Annotated in this window: 14 protein-coding genes; 10 read left to right on the top strand and 4 right to left on the bottom strand. The window is 71.2% G+C overall.

Annotated elements, in window-relative coordinates:
- Position 1: 1 nt before the first annotated feature.
- Entirely contained in the window at positions 2 to 535 is a 534-nt protein-coding gene (locus IE262_RS28145) for a TerD family protein (RefSeq protein ID WP_134041164.1), read from the bottom strand.
- Between the two features lie 151 nt (positions 536 to 686).
- On the opposite strand from IE262_RS28145, the gene IE262_RS28140 reads away from it, so the two are divergent.
- From IE262_RS28140 to IE262_RS28125, 4 genes are all read left to right on the top strand, one after another.
- Positions 687 to 1,292: a YdbC family protein gene (locus IE262_RS28140; protein ID WP_134041161.1), complete on the top strand. Its 606-nt coding sequence runs from the start codon at positions 687 to 689 to the stop codon at positions 1,290 to 1,292.
- A 142-nt stretch (positions 1,293 to 1,434) separates the two neighbouring features.
- On the top strand, positions 1,435 to 2,094 hold the full coding sequence (locus IE262_RS28135; protein ID WP_189877616.1) for a histidine phosphatase family protein: 660 nt from the start codon (positions 1,435 to 1,437) through the stop codon (positions 2,092 to 2,094).
- A 12-nt stretch (positions 2,095 to 2,106) separates the two neighbouring features.
- Positions 2,107 to 3,018, top strand: coding sequence for an ADP-ribosylglycohydrolase family protein (locus IE262_RS28130; protein WP_189877615.1), 912 nt, complete (start codon positions 2,107 to 2,109; stop codon positions 3,016 to 3,018).
- Positions 3,019 to 3,554: 536 nt separating this feature from the next.
- Positions 3,555 to 5,102: a DUF4153 domain-containing protein gene (locus IE262_RS28125; RefSeq protein ID WP_189877706.1), complete on the top strand. Its 1,548-nt coding sequence runs from the start codon at positions 3,555 to 3,557 to the stop codon at positions 5,100 to 5,102.
- Between the two features lie 348 nt (positions 5,103 to 5,450).
- Here the strand turns inward: IE262_RS28125 and IE262_RS28120 are convergent, their stop codons facing one another.
- Complete coding sequence (locus IE262_RS28120; protein WP_134040530.1) at positions 5,451 to 6,998, bottom strand: MFS transporter; 1,548 nt, start codon at positions 6,996 to 6,998, stop codon at positions 5,451 to 5,453.
- A gap of 176 nt (positions 6,999 to 7,174) precedes the next feature.
- Between IE262_RS28120 and IE262_RS28115 the strand changes: the two genes are divergently transcribed.
- From IE262_RS28115 to IE262_RS28105, 3 genes are all read left to right on the top strand, one after another.
- Complete coding sequence (locus tag IE262_RS28115) at positions 7,175 to 7,798, top strand: TetR/AcrR family transcriptional regulator (RefSeq protein WP_189877613.1); 624 nt, start codon at positions 7,175 to 7,177, stop codon at positions 7,796 to 7,798.
- 102 nt (positions 7,799 to 7,900) lie between these two features.
- On the top strand, positions 7,901 to 8,602 hold the full coding sequence (gene rnhB, locus IE262_RS28110; RefSeq protein ID WP_134040532.1) for a ribonuclease HII: 702 nt from the start codon (positions 7,901 to 7,903) through the stop codon (positions 8,600 to 8,602).
- 68 nt (positions 8,603 to 8,670) lie between these two features.
- Positions 8,671 to 9,297: a hypothetical protein gene (locus tag IE262_RS28105; RefSeq protein WP_134040533.1), complete on the top strand. Its 627-nt coding sequence runs from the start codon at positions 8,671 to 8,673 to the stop codon at positions 9,295 to 9,297.
- Between the two features lie 347 nt (positions 9,298 to 9,644).
- Here IE262_RS28105 and IE262_RS28100 read toward each other — a convergent pair whose 3' ends face one another.
- Together IE262_RS28100 and IE262_RS28095 are read right to left on the bottom strand one after the other, a co-directional pair.
- Positions 9,645 to 10,280, bottom strand: a complete 636-nt coding sequence (locus IE262_RS28100; RefSeq protein ID WP_189877611.1) for a hypothetical protein — start codon at positions 10,278 to 10,280, stop codon at positions 9,645 to 9,647.
- Positions 10,281 to 10,499: 219 nt separating this feature from the next.
- Positions 10,500 to 12,671, bottom strand: coding sequence for a RecQ family ATP-dependent DNA helicase (locus tag IE262_RS28095; protein ID WP_189877609.1), 2,172 nt, complete (start codon positions 12,669 to 12,671; stop codon positions 10,500 to 10,502).
- A gap of 701 nt (positions 12,672 to 13,372) precedes the next feature.
- Here IE262_RS28095 and IE262_RS28090 point away from each other — a divergent pair.
- The 3 genes from IE262_RS28090 to IE262_RS28080 all read left to right on the top strand — a co-directional run bounded on the left by IE262_RS28090 (position 13,373) and on the right by IE262_RS28080 (position 16,391).
- On the top strand, positions 13,373 to 13,786 hold the full coding sequence (locus IE262_RS28090) for a DUF4260 family protein (RefSeq protein ID WP_229877535.1): 414 nt from the start codon (positions 13,373 to 13,375) through the stop codon (positions 13,784 to 13,786).
- Between the two features lie 610 nt (positions 13,787 to 14,396).
- A complete protein-coding gene (locus IE262_RS28085; RefSeq protein ID WP_134040537.1) occupies positions 14,397 to 15,683 on the top strand; it encodes an activator-dependent family glycosyltransferase in 1,287 nt (428 codons plus the stop codon).
- 135 nt (positions 15,684 to 15,818) lie between these two features.
- The gene (locus IE262_RS28080) at positions 15,819 to 16,391 is read left to right on the top strand and encodes a dTDP-4-dehydrorhamnose 3,5-epimerase family protein (RefSeq protein WP_134040538.1); all 573 of its coding nucleotides are present in this window, start codon (positions 15,819 to 15,821) and stop codon (positions 16,389 to 16,391) included.
- Positions 16,392 to 16,409 lie beyond the last annotated feature (18 nt).

Raw genomic sequence — 16,409 nt, 5'->3', positions numbered from 1 at the left:
GTCAGGACTCGCTCAGGCTGCCCATGACGCGGGCGAAGGACGCCGGGTCCTCCTCGTAGCCGTGGACGCCTGGTCGGAACGACCACTCTCCCGAGTCGTCGCGCACGAACTCCGCGACGGTCGCCGCCGTGGACCTCAGGACGCCGCCGAAGTCGTCCTCGGCCAGGACGGTGTAGCCCTCACGGACGCGCAGGGCGCAGTTGTGGACGTTGACGAAGGTCTTCCGGCCGGTCCGCTGCTGTATGACCACACCCACCACCACGCGCGCGTAGCGGCCGGCGAGCCGGCTCAGCTCGATGGTCATGACCTCGTCCCAGCCGAAGCCCTGACCGGTCGTGCTCTCGCGGTTGAGGGTGATGGTGCCGTCGGGGGAGCGGCTGTCGAAATGCACCACATAGTCGGGGTTTCCGTACGGCTCGGCGGCCAGGTAGGTCGCCGCGACGAGGTCCAGGTCCGTGGGCGCCTGTCCCGAGGGACTGGGATCCCACTTCACCGCCACCTCGACCTTGTCGATGCCCTTGTTGAGGCCGTCCACCAGATCTCCTCCCCGATTCCTGGGCCTGCCGCCCGAACTGCCGTACAGTCCAGGCCCGTTATTCATCCTCCCACGCGCGCGGGGGCGCTCGCTCGGGTGCACTCCGCCGGAGCGTGACCGGCGCCACGCTGCGTGGCCTTACGATGGCGCGGTGCTGGTCAAGTGGATTCGCTGCACCGTGGTGGACCGCCGCGGTTTCGAACGGGGGCAGCGAAAGTGGGCGGGGCTTCTGGGGGAGCCGGGTTTCCGTGGGCAGGGTGGCGGCTGGAGCCGTGCGCGGCCTGGCGTGGCCCATATCTTCTCCTTCTGGGAGAGCCGTGCCTTTTACGACTCCTTCATGGCGCGCTCCCACGACCGGCTCGCCGCCTCACAGTCCGGTACCTTCAAGGACCCGCAGGTCAAGCTCTTCGACTACCGCTTCGATGTGAAGACCGGTTTCGAACCGCGTTTCACGGACGCCGATCTGGTGCGGGTGGCGCACTGTCGCGTCCATGAGGAGCGCGCCGAGCACTTCACGCTGATGCAGGAGAAGGTCTGGAACCCCGCGATGGCCGGCTCCCCCGGCATGGTGCGGGGCCTCTTCGGTGAGGCTCCGGGCCACGAGTTCATGATCCTCTCCATGTGGCAGTCGGCCGCCGAGCACGGAAAGTACCGCACCGAACGCGTGGAGCGGCTCGCCCTGCGCGCCCAGATCGAGGCCGATGTCGCGGCGCTCGCGGGTGACATCGTGGACCTGGAGTCCGCCTGGACGGTCTGAGCGGGTGCGGGGGAACAGGATGCGTCAAATGGGTGCCGGAGGGTACAAAATGCGACCCTGGGTGTGCAGGACCTGTGTGACCTACGCCGTAAGGAGCCTGTACGGGTGCTCGATCCGGCGCGACCCGATCTAGGGTTTTGGCATGGCACGACCACGGCGCATCGTCCTTGTCCGGCACGGCGAGTCAACGGGCAACGCCGACGACACCGTGTACGAACGCGAGCCCGACCATGCCCTGGGGCTCACCGAGCTCGGCTGGCGGCAGGCGGAAGGGACCGGCAAGCGGCTCCGGGAGGTGTTCGGCCGGGAGCGCGTCAGTGTGTACGTCTCCCCGTACCGCCGCACCCACGAGACGTTCCGGGCCTTCCACCTCGACCCCGAGTTGGTACGCGTCCGTGAGGAGCCACGGCTGCGCGAGCAGGACTGGGGCAACTGGCAGGACCGGGAGGACGTACAGCTTCAGAAGTCCTACCGGGACGCGTACGGGCACTTCTTCTACCGCTTCGCGCAGGGCGAGTCCGGGGCCGACGTGTACGACCGGGTCGGGGGCTTCCTGGAGAGCCTGTTCCGCAGCTTCGAGGACCCCGACCACCCGCCGAACGTGCTCCTGGTGACCCACGGCCTGGCCATGCGGCTGTTCTGCATGCGCTGGTTCCACTGGTCGGTCGCCGAGTTCGAGTCGTTGTCCAATCCCGGGAACGCGGAGATGCGGATGCTCGTTCTCGGAGACGACGGCAAGTACACCCTTGACCGCCCCTTCGAACGCTGGCGTGACCCGGAGTCGTACGGAGTCACCGGTTAGAGTGGCAGGGCGATGACCGCTGACTCCTCTCCTGGCGAACGCCTGGACCGCGCCCTGAGCAGCCTGCGCGGACTCTCGGTGGGGGACGCGCTGGGCTCGCAGTACTTCGTCCCCGCGAACCATCCGCTGCTCAAGCGCCGTGAGACGCCGACCGGTCCCTGGTCGTGGACGGACGACACGGAGATGGCCTGCTCCGTCGTGGCGATCCTCGCCGCCCACCAAAGGATCGACCAGGACGAGCTGGCCCGGTCCTTCGCCGAGCACCACGACTTCGACCGCGGTTACGGGCCGGCGGTCAACCGGTTGCTGCGGCTGATCAGGGAGGGCGGCGACTGGCGTGAGCTGGCCTCCGCGCTCTTCAACGGACAAGGCTCCTGGGGCAACGGCGCGGCCATGCGGATCGCCCCCTTGGGGGCCTGGTACGCGGACGACCCCGAGCAGGCGACCCACCAGGCGGAGATCTCGGCGTACCCCACGCACCAGCACCGCGAGGCCGTCGCCGGTGCCATGGCCGTCGCCGCGGCCGCCGCCCTCGCGGCCGACCCGGCAGGGCCGCCGAGCGCCGAAGCGTTGCTCGACGGCGTCATCTCACTCGTCCCCACAAGTGCCGTCGGCGCGGGACTGCGACGCGCCCGCGACATGCTCGACTACGGCGACGCGAGCACCGTCGCCGCCGTACTCGGCTGCGGCCGGCGCACGTCGGCGCACGACACGGTGCCTTTCGCGATCTGGTCGGCCGCGAGGGCCCTCAGCGACTACGGGCAGGCGTTCTGGGTGACGGCCCAGGTGGGCGGCGATGTGGACACGACCTGTGCCATCGTCGGGGGAGTCGTCGCCTCCGGTAAGGCGGGGACACCTCCCGAGGAGTGGTTGCGGCAGACGGAAGTGCTGCCGGACTGGGCTCTGGTTCGCGACAGGCCCTAGGGCGTGTTTCGAAAGTCCCGCCTGCCCCGCGACGCCTGGCACGCACGCTCGCGGCGTTGCCGAAACGCCCGAATAGCTCCGCTATTAGGGCGCTCCGGCGCCTTGCGATCGCACGCACCAGACGCCGCGGGGCCCGCCCTTCGGGCGGACGACGGGACTTTCGAAACACGCCCTAGCGGCGGTCACCTGCCCCGTCTCTCCGGGCGGTCAAGCAACGGGCGGTCAAGCCACGGGCGGGTATTGCCCTGGCCCCAAGCGTCACGAACATCCCAACTGTCACAGGCGTGCCACAGAAGGCCTTCACCCCGCTGCGATGCCCGACCCGCGGCATACCCTTGCGCAACGCCGCCTGTCGATCATGACGGTGTGCGCCGATGAGACACCGGTCACGGGCCAACTGCCGCAGCGGCGCGCTGCGTACGGCGGGCGCACGGGGCCGGTCGGGAGGGGGGCCCGTGCCCGACACATCATCCGCGTCCGAGCCGAGGGCCGGGGCGCCGGAAGGGCGTGCCCTGGCCGCCGACACACCCGAGGACATGGCCACGTCCCGGACGGGCTCCCCGGAGGGGGCTCCCGTCGCGGGGCCCCCGGGGGTCGGCCCTGGTACGTGGCTGGCCGACCTCCAGGTCAAGGAACCCGCGCCCGTCCGCACCGCGACCCTGTGGGCCGCCCTGGCCGCGGGCGTGCTCAGCATGCTGCTGCTCGGCGAGGGAGTGGCCGTCAACCTGCTGATCGTCGCGATTCCCGCGGTGCTCGCCGTGTACTTCGCCGCCCGGCGGGCCGGCCGTCGCCCGCGCGCGTGGACGCTCGTCTGGGGAGCCCTGGGGCTGGCGCTGCTGATCGTGCCGGCGCTGCGTGACGCCGAGTGGCCGTCGTTCCTCGCGGTCGTCACCGCGGTCGCGGCGGGCTCCCTCGCACTGCACGGAGGCCGCAGCTGGCCGGCTGTCCTGCTCGGCCCGATCGGCGTGCTCAACGCGGTGGTCACCGGCCCCGCCTGGGCCTGGCAAGGGCTGCGCAGCCTGTCGGGTGGCGCCCGCGAGCGGCTGGGCCCGGTCCTGCGGGCGCTCGCCGTCGCCGCGGTGCTGTTGCTGGTGTTCGGGGCGCTGTTCGCCGGGGCGGACGCCGCCTTCGCGGACCTGCTCGGCGTCCTGGTGCCGGACACCTCGGTGGCCGACGGCCCCTGGCGTGTGCTGCTCTTCGCCCTCGGTCTCGTCGGGGCGCTCGCGGCGGCACGCACGGCTGCCGCACCTGTTCACTGGGACCAGGCCCACGTGCCCGAGGGACGTGCCCGTGGCCGCGTCGAGTGGGCGCTGCCGCTGATCGTGCTCATCGTGCTGTTCGCGGTGTTCAACGCCGTTCAGTTGGCCGTCCTCTTCGGTGGGTACGACGCCGTACTCCAGAAGACCGGACAGACGTATGCCGAGTACGCGAGGCAGGGTTTCTGGCAGCTGCTCCTGGCGACGCTTCTCACGCTGCTGGTCATCGTCCTGGCTCTGCGCTGGGCGCCCCGCACTCGATCGGGTGATCGCACGCTGGTGCGCTCCGTGCTGGGAACTCTGTGTGTGCTGACCCTCGTTGTGGTGGCATCCGCTGTGCGGCGGATGGACATGTACGTGGAGGCGTATGGACTGACGCGACTGAGGATCTCGGTGCTGGCCGTGGAGCTGTGGCTCGGCCTGGTCATCGTGTTCATCCTGGCGGCCGGGGCGTGGGGAGCCCGCTGGCTGCCGCGTGCCGTGGCCGCCAGCGCGGCGGCCGGGGTGCTGGTGTTCGGGCTCGTGTCGCCGGACGAGCTGGTCGCTGAGCGCAACGTCCAACGGTACGAGGACACGGGCCGGTTCGACCTCGACTACGCACGCGGGCTGTCCGCGGACGCCGTGCCGGCCCTCGACAAGCTGGCCGAGCCCCTGCGGTCCTGTGTGCTGCGGGATGTCGCGGCCGGCCTCGACGAGGGGGAGGCGCCCTGGTACGCGACGAGCCGGGGCGAGGCAGAAGCGCGACGCATCCTCGACGAGCGGCCGCTGTCGGCACAGGCGGACACGACCGAGTGCGCACGGTTCAGGGATGAGGTCATGTACCGCTGACAGCGGTTCGACAAGGGGGCCGGTAAGGGGGCGGCAAGGTGAGCTCGCCGCGGTTTGTGGAAGCGGCGTAGGACCGGTCGGGAGGCCGCAGTACGGGTGCGACGGTGCTCGCCCCTCGCTGCCGTACTGCCGCGGGGCCGTGAGTACGGAGCACGGCCGGGGGCCCAGCCCTCCGCGCTCGTACCGCGCAGGAGCCCCCGTGACCACCCGCGAAACCACCGCTGTGAGGGCGGCCGGACCGGGGCGCGCGGGCGGGCCTCGGGTGTCTTCCGGCAGCACGGTGAGGATGGCCGGACCGATGCCCTCGCCGTCGGTTCCCCCGGGGCGCGGTCCGGCCATCCGCGGCCGTCAGCCCCCGGCGGGTCCCGCCGTGCCGGACAGGGCCTCCAGGTCGCTCTTGCGGACCTTGATGACCAGCACGGCGGTGGCCAGGGCGAGTACGGCCATCGCGACGGCCGGGATGAACGCCGTCGAGATGCCCTGGGCGAGAACCTCGTGGCCCCAGGGAGCCGGCAACTGGTGGGTCTTGGCGAACTCGGCCTTCTGCTCGGCCGTCCCGTCCGCCAGGAAGCTCGGCATCTGCTTCTCCGCCTCATCCCGGCTGGCGGTGCCGAAGACCGTGGTCAGGATGGACAGGCCGAGGGAACCGCCCACCTGCTGCATGGCGTTGAGCAGACCGGACGCCGCGCCCGCCTCGTGCTGGGCGACCCCGGAGACCGCCGTCAGGGTCAGCGTCACGAAGTTCAGACCCATGCCGAAGGCGAACACCAGCATGGGGCCGAGTACCCCGCCCGCGTACGAGCTGTCCGGGTTGATGAAGGTCTGCCAGGTGAGCCCGATCACGACCAGCGTCGAGCCGACCGCCATGAACGGCTTGGGCCCGAGGACCGGCAGGAACCGCTGCGACAGACCGGCCCCCACGACGATCGCTCCCGTCACGGGCAGGAAGGCGAGGCCGGCCTCGATCGGCGAGTACTGCAGCACGTTCTGCACGAAGAGGACGATGAAGAAGAACATGCCGAACATCGCCGCGGCCAGACTCAGCATGATCACGTATGTGCCCGACCGGTTGCGGTCGGCGAACATCCTCAGCGGAGTGATCGGTTCCTTGGCCCGCGCCTCGATGAACCCGAAGGCCAGCAGCAGAACCGCCGCCGCACCGAAGGAGCCGACGGTCAGGCCGTCGCGCCACCCCTCCTCCGAGGCGCGGATGAAGCCGTACACCAGCGACGCCATACCGGCCGTCGACGTGAGCGCGCCCGCGATGTCGAACCGTCCCGGATGCCGCTCGGACTCGCGGATGTACCTCGGTGCGAGCACGGCTATCAGGATGCCGATCGGTACGTTGACGAACAGCACCCAGCGCCAGTCGAGCCACTCCGTGAGCATTCCGCCCGCGAGGAGACCGACGGCGCCGCCGCCTGCCGAGACGGCGGCGAAGACACCGAAGGCCCGGTTCCGTTCCGGGCCTTCGGCGAACGTCGTGGTGATGAGCGCCAGTGAGGTGGGTGACGCGATCGCGCCACCGGCGCCCTGGAGGGCGCGTGCCGCCAGCAGTTGCCATGGTTCCTGGGCGAATCCGCCCAGCAGCGAGGCGAGTGTGAAGAGCAGGATGCCCGTGATGAAGACCCGGCGCCGGCCCAGGATGTCACCGGCTCGGCCGCCGAGGAGCAGCAGGCCGCCGAAGGTCAGCGTGTACGCGCTGACCACCCACGTCAGATCGGTTGTGCTGAAAGCGAGCGCGTCTTGAATGTGCGGGAGCGCGATGTTCACAATCGTCGCATCGAGTACCACCATCAGTTGGCAGGCCGCGATGACCGTGAGCGCGATGCCGGGGCGCCCCTCCCGGCGGGCTGCTCCCGGCTTCTGATGCTGAATCAACGGAGAGGTTGTCACTATGGGTCCCCCACAAGTGCGTTAGTGAACGCTTGCGTTCACTGTCGCGTCAAACGGTAGTGAGTCCCCCTTAGTGAACGCAAGCGTTCACTGAAGTCGCCGCCGAATGACCTCACCCGGCCGCTCGCCCTGCCCGGGAAAAACCCCCTTCCCCTCTGCTCAACGGAGATACTCAGATGGCTACTTCGCGCTGGACGGCGGCCCCCGCTCAGACGCCCTCCCCGCGCCGGCGCGGGGCGGTGCTTGAGCGCGCGATCCTCGATGCCGCACTGGAGCAGCTCAGTACGGTCGGCTGGAGCGGCCTCACGATGGAGGGTGTCGCCGCGGGTGCCCAGACCGGCAAGGCCGCGGTCTACCGCCGTTGGCCGTCCAAGGAGGACCTCGTCGCGGACGCCCTCCAGGCCGGGCTGCCGCGGTTCGAGGAGGCGCCCGACCTCGGCAGTGTGCGCGAGGACCTCCTGGAGCTGTGCCGGCAGGCGCGCGAGGCGATGTTCTCGCGCCCCGGGTTCGCGCTGCGGTCGGTGATTCACGAATGCGACACGGCCCAGGTCGAGCGCTTCAATGGCGTGATCGTCGAGGGGGTCGTGGAGCCGACCGTCAAGCTGCTCCGTGACGTCATCAGCCGCGGGATCGAGCGGGGCGAGGTGCGTCCGGGCGCGGCCAACGGGTACGTCTTCGACGCCATTCCGGCCATGATGATGTACCGATCCAAGATGTGCGCGTGTGAATGGAGCGAGCGTGACATCGAAGAGATGGTCGACCAGTTGATGGTTCCGCTGCTGCGTTCCGCAGGCGCGTGATCACGCTCCGCAGGTCACCGGAGCCAGGTCCGCGCGGGCCCTGAGGCCGCCGGGGAACCTGGGTGTCGCGGGGGGTTCCCGGCGGCGTACGCTAAGAGCGCCATGCCGTACGAACCGCCTACTCACACCGTCGAGCGCTCCCTCCGCGCCACGACCGGAGCGAAGATCATCGCCGGTGTCGACGAGGTGGGGCGCGGCGCGTGGGCCGGTCCCGTCACCGTCTGCGCGGCGGTCACGGGCCTGCGTCGACCGCCCGAGGGCCTCACCGACTCCAAGCTCCTCACGGTCAAGAGGCGCACGGAGCTCGCCGAGGAACTGCGGAGGTGGGTGACGTCGTACGCCCTCGGGCACTCCTCGCCGGAGGAGATCGACGACCTGGGCATGACAGCCGCCCTGCGCCTCGCCGCCGTACGGGCCCTGGAGGCCCTGCCGGTCCGGCCTGACGCGGTCATCCTCGACGGGAAGCACGACTACCTGGGTGCCCCCTGGCGGGTGCGTACGGTGATCAAGGGCGACCAGTCGTGCGTGGCCGTCGCGGCGGCCTCGGTGATAGCCAAGGTTCAGCGCGACAAAATGATGGCCGAACTGGGTATCGACCATGCAGACTTCGGTTTTGCGGCCAACGCGGGGTATCCATCACCCGTGCACAAGGCCGCGCTGGAGGAGCGGGGCCCCACCCCGTACCACCGGCTGTCATGGGCGTATCTTGATGCGCTGCCCCAGTGGCGGCACCTCAAGAAGGTCCGCAGCTGGGCGGACGGAAGCGTTCCGGAGATCGAGGGTCAGCTCGGCTTCGATTTCTGACGGTTTCGTTCGCACTCATGTGCCACCCGCCGACGCGAGTCGCAGCGGCGTTTGATAAACATCAGCTCATGCCTCTCATTCCCGAGGAGCCTCAGATTCACGAGAGTGCCCAGGGTCCGCGCGCCACTCCGGCCAGCGGCCGCGTCGCGCCGACCCCCCGTCCCGTACCCGGTCCCCGTCCCGCGGCTCCGGCGCGTCCCGGTCGTCCAGGGCCCACCAGGCCCATGCCGGCCGGGCGCGCACCGCGCGACGCTGCCGCGGCCAAGCCGGGGCCACCCGCTCCGGCCGCTGCCGCGACCCCTGCCGGCCCACAGGTCCAGCTCATCCCGGCCTCGGTGGAAGGTGCCCTGGACGCCGCCGAGGAAGCCGTCGATCTGCTCCTGGAGTCGGGTCGGTCCCCTGGTGAGGTGCTGGTGATCACCACCGGCGAGCCGCATCCGTGGGCCGCCCATGAGCTGTCCTTCGGCGAGGCCTCCTACTGGGCCCAGCACGACGCGGGCGACGACGTCTTCTATGCGGACGCCGCCGTTGCCCAGCGGGCCGGGGCCCGACCCGTGGTCGTCGTCGCCGTCAACGGCGGTCCCGACACGGCCGCTGCCCAGGCGCTCCCGCTGGCGCTTGCCCGTGCCGGTGCCCTGCTGATCGTCTGCGGCGACCCGCAGCGCATCAACTCGGTGCTGGGCACGGCGGTCTGAGCGGTCTCGCAGTCGCGAGGGACTGACCGGACTCCCGCCCGCGGGGAGCCTGGTCGGTTTCGCGTGCCCGGAATCAGGTGGAGTGGCCGGGCTGCCGCCCGGGGCGTGTGGGTAGTGCGGTGCTCGCGCCGACGTCGCTGTGGGGCGCCCGGACAACGAGAGTTGCGCGGACGCCCGCGCGCCCCTGCACATGCGGGTGTGCGCGACCGATCACGCCCCCGGAGAGCGATCCTGTGCGCGTGACGGGCGGCGGAGTGCGGGCGGGCGGCGGAGTGCGTGCGGGTGGCGAAGGGATGCCTCAGTGCGTGTCGTCGCCGGGGCGGACGCCCCGCCCTGCCTCGCCCGGTTCAGCGGGCCGCTGCCCGCCGCAGCACCTCTGACGCGACGCCTCCGGTGCGCGGCAGCGGGGGTGGCGCCTCGGCCATGGCGAAAGGCTCCGCGGGTGAGTTCGCATGGGGGCGGCGTCCTCCCCGGCCCTCGCCGAGGACCTGCCAGCCGTCACGCGTCAGCGTGATGTACGCCCCGCAGCGCAACCCGTGCAGCGTGCAGGCGTCCCGCAGCCCCCACATCCACGCGCCGTCCTCCTCCGTCCAACCCGCGTCCCCGTCACGGCAGTAGAGCAGCACGGCCGTGCGCGCGGGAGTGCGGCGCCGCAGATCGTGCGGGATGACCCGGCGCAACTGCGCGAGCAGCGCGTTGCGGAACATCCAGCCGTCGGCCGGGGCCGAACGCCGGGTGAACGAGGCGCTCGCCCGCAGCCGCTCGTCCGGGTCGAGGACGGCCACGACCGCGGTGGCGGGCCGGGGCTGGTGCCGGGCGTGCAGCCCGCTGACGACGTCCCGGGGGTTGCGGAGCAGCGGGATGCCCGCGGCGGCCCACTCCGCGGGTTCGAGCAAGCGGGTCGGGGGATTGGCGGAAGCGGCGGACAGATGGGCAGCCGTCGACATGTTCGCCGCCGAGGACGGTGCGAATCCGAAGGTCACGGTCCTCCCTTCGGCTACGCGCCCACACTGCGGGCGGGGTCGGACTTGGGGGAGCGCACCCCGCGGCAGAGCTCTTCCGGACCACGGGGAGAGCCGTGCGGGGAGCGGACTTCAATTCTTCCTGTCGAACTTGGTTGCGGCAACGAGCAATTGGGGCCACCGTCCGTTTTCCAGTGATGCGTCGCCTATATCCCCGCCCGGCCGGGTCGTGTGTGACGGTCAGCTCTGGGCGGCGAGTACGAGCGGGAGTACGGGGCCGGCTCCGGCCCGGCGCAGCAGCCGGGCGGCCACGGCCAGTGTCCAGCCGGTCTCGGTGAGGTCGTCGATGAGCAGTACGGGGCCGCCCGCGGCGCGCAGGGCCTCGCTGAGGGACGGGGGCACGACGAGCGCTCCGCCCAGCGCGCGGAGGCGCTGGGCACTGTTGGAGCGGGGCAGGGACAGACCGTCGGCGTGGTCCGTGTAGGTGAGGGAGCCCAGCAGGGGGATACGGCCGATGGCGGAGATCCTGGTGCCGAGCGACTGGATGAGCTGTGGTCGGGTGCGTGAGGGCAGGGTGACCACCGCGGCCGGGCGGGGTGGTGCGTCAGGGGCGCCCGAGGCCCAGCCGCCCGGCCCTTTGGCCCAGTCGGTCAGTACGGTCACGACGGCGTCCGCCACATCGTCGGGCACGGGCGCGTCGGGGCTGTGGGGGGACAGCAGGGGGCGGAGCCGGTTGCCCCAGCCGATGTCGGAGAGCCGTCCGAGTGCCCGGCCGGGGGCGGCCTGTTCGCCGGGCGGGATGCGGCCTTTGAGATCGACGCCGATGGCCGGCAGCCCGGTCGGCCACATCCTGCGGGGCTCCACCACGACCCCGGCGCGGCCGAGTTCGCCGCGAGCGGCGTCCAGGGCGGCCGGGGAGACCTCGGCGGTGAAGCGGGCTCCGGTGCAGTTGTCGCAGCGACCGCAGGGGGCTGCCTGCCCGTCGTCCAGCTGGTGGCGCAGGAATTCCATGCGGCAGCCCGTGGTGGTGGCGTAGTCGCGCATGGCCTGCTGCTCGGCGGCGCGCTGCTTGGCGACCCAGGCGTACCGCTCGGTGTCGTACGTCCAGGGCCGGCCGGTGGCGATCCAGCCGCCCTTGACTCGTCGGACGGCACCGTCGACGTCGAGAACCTTGAGCATGGTCTCCAGGCGGGTGCGGTTCAGCTCCACCAGGGGTTCGAGTGCGGGCAGCGACAGGGGCCGGTCCACCTGGGCGAGGGCGTCGAGGGTGCGGTGGACGATCTCTGCCGGCGGGAAGGCGATGGAGGCGAAGTACGCCCAGATCGCCTCGTCCTCGCGGCCGGGCAGCAGGAGTACCTCGGCGTGCTCGACGCCGCGGCCGGCACGTCCGACCTGCTGGTAGTAGGCGATGGGGGAGGAGGGGGAGCCGAGGTGGACGACGAAGCCGAGATCGGGTTTGTCGAAGCCCATGCCGAGCGCGGAGGTGGCCACCAGCGCCTTGACCCGATTGGCGAGGAGTGCCTCTTCGGCCTGCTGGCGTTCGGCGTTCTCGGTCTTTCCGGTGTAGGCGGCGACGGTATACCCGCACTGGCGCAGAAAGGCGGTGACCTCTTCGGCGGCCGCGACGGTGAGGGTGTAGATGATGCCGGAGCCCGGCAGGTCGCCCAGGTGGTCGGCGAGCCAGGCCAGCCGGTGGGCGGCGTCGGGCAGCTGGAGCACGCCCAGGCTCAGGCTCTCGCGGTCCAGCGGACCGCGCAGGACCAGTGTGTCCGAGCTGGTTCCGGTGCCGAGCTGCTCGGCCACGTCCGCGGTGACCCGCGTGTTCGCGGTGGCGGTGGTGGCGAGCACCGGCACGCCGGGCGGCAGCTCGGTGAGTACGGTGCGCAGTCGCCGGTAGTCGGGTCGGAAGTCGTGGCCCCAGTCGGAGATGCAGTGGGCCTCGTCCACGACGAGGAGCCCGGTGGCGGCGGCGAGTTCGGGCAGTACGTTGTCGCGGAAATCTGGGTTGTTGAGCCGCTCCGGGCTCACGAGGAGCACATCCACGGTGCCCGCGGCGATCTCGGCCTGGATGGTCTGCCACTCCTCGGGGTTGGACGAGTTGATCGTCCGGGCGTGGATGCCGGCCCGGGCCGCGGCCTCGACCTGGTTGCGCATCAGCGCCAGCAGCGGAGAGACGATGACCGTCGGCCCCGCGCCCCGTTCGCGCAGCAGGGCGGTGGCCACGAAGTAGACGGCGGACTTGCCCCAGCCCGTGCGCTGTACGACCAGGGCACGGCACCGGTCGGCGACGAGTGCCTCGATGGCCCGCCACTGGTCCTCCCGCAGCCTGGCCGCCCCCGAGCCGTCCCCGATGAGGCGAGCCAGGACCGCATCGGCGGCCACCCGCAGATCCGAGCTACTGCTGTGCGTCATGCATCCATACAACAGGACACCACGGACAGCCGGGGACACAGGTACGCCCTGAACCCGCCCACGCCCGTCTCGGAAGCGCCCTCGCCCGGCCCGCGTCCAAGCGTGCCTGAGCTTCACCGATGTGGGTGCCCGTGGCAGACCGATTGACGTTTCTTGAGAGCTACGCGCGTCGACCGTTCAGGAGCTGGGCATAGAGACTTCCATGCGCATGCAGAGCCCGCCCCGGGCGGATCGTGGCCGACGGCCCCGGCTCGACCTCACCGTGCCGAGTTTGGTGGCCTTTTAGTGGTCCCGGGCACTGTGGGGGCCGTGTGGCCGGGACCACTCCACCTCCCGCGGACCCGGCCGGCCGGCTCACCCTGGACGGAACCGAGACGGAGCACCATGACGCGAGACCTGTCCCGGAAGCGTACGGACGACGAGCCCGACCCTCCGGCAGGGCTGGTCCGGTACGTCATGGAGCGGGTCACGGTGCACCACGCCCGCACCGCGACCGCGGCGGCCGGTCGTGAGAATGGTCACGTGCCGACGCTCCACCTGTCATGCCGGGGCCATGACAGCATCCCTGGCGTCGGATGCCGGTCCGCCGACCCCGTCGAGCGGGGAACCAAATGGCCTTTCGAGCCTTCCACCACCACCGCCGCGCGGTCGCCTGCGCCGCCCCGAACTCGTACGGATCCCACCTGAAAGGAACATGTCCCGTGTCACACGACGCCGCGGAAGGCGCTACCAGGAGCTCGGCCTCACCGCAGGTCCGCGTCGCCTGGGGGCTGTTGTCCGCCGTGCTGCTGGTCTTTGCGGTGTTCGAGGCGACGAAGTACGGCGGTTGGGTGGTCGTCGCGGCGCTCGCCGGTGCCGTCGCACCGGACCTGTCGTTCCTCCTCGGTCTCTCCGGCCCGCACCAGCACGGCCAACTGCCCCGCAGGGCCGTTCCCGTCTACAACCTGCTGCACCGGCCTGTCGTCGCCATCGTCGTCATGCTGACCTGCCTGATTCCCGAGTCTCCGTCCGTCGCCGTCCCCCTGTTCAACTTCGGTCTGACCTGGCTGCTGCACATCACCGTCGACCGGGCCCTCGGTTTCGGCCTGCGTACCGCCGACGGCTGGTACCGCTGACACCCCCCGGGTACCCCAGCCGGTACCCCCGTGGGGCGCTTGGTTCCCCGCAAGTCCTCGCTGCGAGGCCTCCCTTCGGCCGTCGAAGTGCGCCTCGTCCATGAGGACTTGCGGGCCGGGCGCGCTCCGTCGCCCCCACCCACAACGCCCCTGAGGCGGACTCGTCCGCGCGCCGACCGTAGGCGGCCCGGCCCCCCGCCCGCAGTGGCTGCGCGGCATCGCCTGGCGCGGCTCGGCAGTCCTGCGGCACGCGCGTAAAGAGCGGTGCCACGTCCCGGCCGGCCACGATGCCGAGTGGTGTCCTCCCGAGTTCCGGAGCGATCCCGCGCCGCATGAGGCCGCGGCGCCGGGAGCACCTTGTCCCGTGGTTCCGCGCATGGTTGCGCGCGGGTGCCGCGGTTGATTCCGCCGATGCTTTCGCGCCATGCCGCGGGCCACCGCCGCGCCCGCACCACCCCGCGACAAGACCAGAAGACCTGTCCGGCGCCCGGACCGTCTGCGGGGCCATGGCCCGGCCGCCTTGCACAAGCGGCTCTTTAGAACCCACTCGCACGATTCCATCGAACAGCACGCCGTCGGCGTCGGGCCGGCAGTCTCCGAGAGGTCAGCGATGCGCGTTCTATTCACCGTCTTTCCGACATCGGCACATCTGTATCCCGCCATCCCGCTGGCATGGGCGCTGCAGGCTGCCGGCCATGAGGTCGTGGTGGCGAGCCCCGAAGGCGTGGTCGACCCGAAGGTGATCGCGAACATCACCTCGGCCGGCCTCACCGCGGTGTCGCTGGGCGGCAAGGAGGAACTCACCGCCTCGCTGGCCCCTCTCATCGCCGGCGCCGGCCCCAACCGGCCCACCCTGGCGCTCGACCCCGAGGACGAGAACGCCTGGCGTACGGCCAGGGCCGTCCTCGGGGGCATGTTCAACGCCTACTACCCGCCGGAGTCGGCGGAGGGCGGGCGACGGCCGATCCTGGACAACCTGGTCGAGTTCGCCCGTGAGTGGCGCCCGGACCTGGTGCTGTGGGACCCGCTGGCGCCGACCGGCGCGGTGGCCGCACGCGCCTGCGGCGCCGCCCACGCCCGGCTTCTGTTCGGCATGGACAACATCGGTCTGATCCGCGCCAAGACGCGACAGGAGCTGGCCGATCCGTCCTCGGGCCTGACCGAGGACCCGTGGATGGCGTGGCTGGGCCCCGTGCTGGAGCGGTACGGCCTCGACTTCACCGAGGAGACGCTGGTCGGCCAGTGGACCCTGGACCTCACCCAGTCCCGGATGCGCAACCCGCTCGACCTGACGTACATCCCGGTCCGCCGGGTCCCGTACAACGGGGCCGCCACGCTTCCGCAGTGGCTGTACTCCCGGCCCGAGCGGCCCCGCGCGGTGCTCACCCTCGGGGTGAGCCGGCGACTGCTCGCGGGTCAGCACAGCGGCTTCCCGATGCGGGAGTTCTTCGACTCCGTGTCCGGCCTGGACCTGGAACTGGTCGCCACGCTCAACAGCGAGCAGCTCGCCGCCGTGGGCACGCTCCCCGACAACGTCCGCGCCATCGAGTACGTACCGCTCAACCAGGTGCTGCCCACCAGCTCGGCGATCATCCACCACGGTGGCGGCGGGACGTTCGCCGCGGCCGTCGCCTGCAAGGTGCCGCAGCTCGTCGTGCCGCTCCCCATGTGGGACGAGATGGTCACGGCGCGCTACGTCGCCCGGCGCGGCGCGGGCCTGGTCGCCGACCCGGCGGCGATCGACGTCGACAGCCTGCAGAAGGACCTCGTCCGGCTGGTGGAGGAGCCCTCCTTCCAGCTCGGGGCCCGCGCTCTGTACGAGGACATGCTGGCCGCCCCGGCGCCGAAGGACGTGATCCCGGTGCTGGAGCGGCTGACCGCCGAGCACCGCGGCTGACCGGCCGGCACCCGCCACCGCACGGCTCCCCCGTTCCCGCGCCGCGCCACCGGCCCCGGGAGCGGGGCCCCCGGACCCGCAGGGCCCCGGCCCGCACAGCACGAGTCGAGTTCAGGACGAAAGGGCGAGCGAGCCGTGCGCATCGAAGAGACCACCATCCCCGGCACGTACCTGATCGAGCCGGACCACATCTCCGACGACCGGGGCGTGTTCTACGAGTCGATGCGGGCCGACGAACTGGAGCGGTCCGCGGGGATCGTCTTCCAGCCCCGTCAGATCAACTACTCGGTGTCCCGGCGCCACACCCTGCGCGGCATCCACAGCGTCAGCATCCCGCCGGGGCAGGCCAAGTTCGTCACCTGCGTCCGGGGCGTGCTGCGCGACATCGTCGTCGACCTGCGGATCGGTTCGCCCACCTTCGGCCGACACCAGGTGAACGAACTGGACGCCGCATCGGGCCGGTCCGTGTACGTCCCGGAGGGCGTCGGGCACGGCTTCCTGGCGCTCACCGACGACGCCTGCATCTGCTACGTCGTCTCCAGCACCTATGTCCCCGGAACACAGATCGACATCAACCCCCTCGACCCCGACCTAGACCTTCCCTGGGACTGCGTCGGCACCCCGCTGATCTCGGACAAGGACGCGAAGGCACCCACGCTGGCCGAGGCCCTGGCAGCAGGCATGCTGTCCGACTTCGACGCCGCCTGACACGGCGTCACCCCCGCC

This window comes from Streptomyces bluensis, from assembly GCF_014650715.1.
In the GTDB taxonomy this organism is placed as follows: domain Bacteria; phylum Actinomycetota; class Actinomycetes; order Streptomycetales; family Streptomycetaceae; genus Streptomyces; species Streptomyces bluensis.
This window is presented reverse-complemented; position numbering and strand designations above follow the sequence as displayed.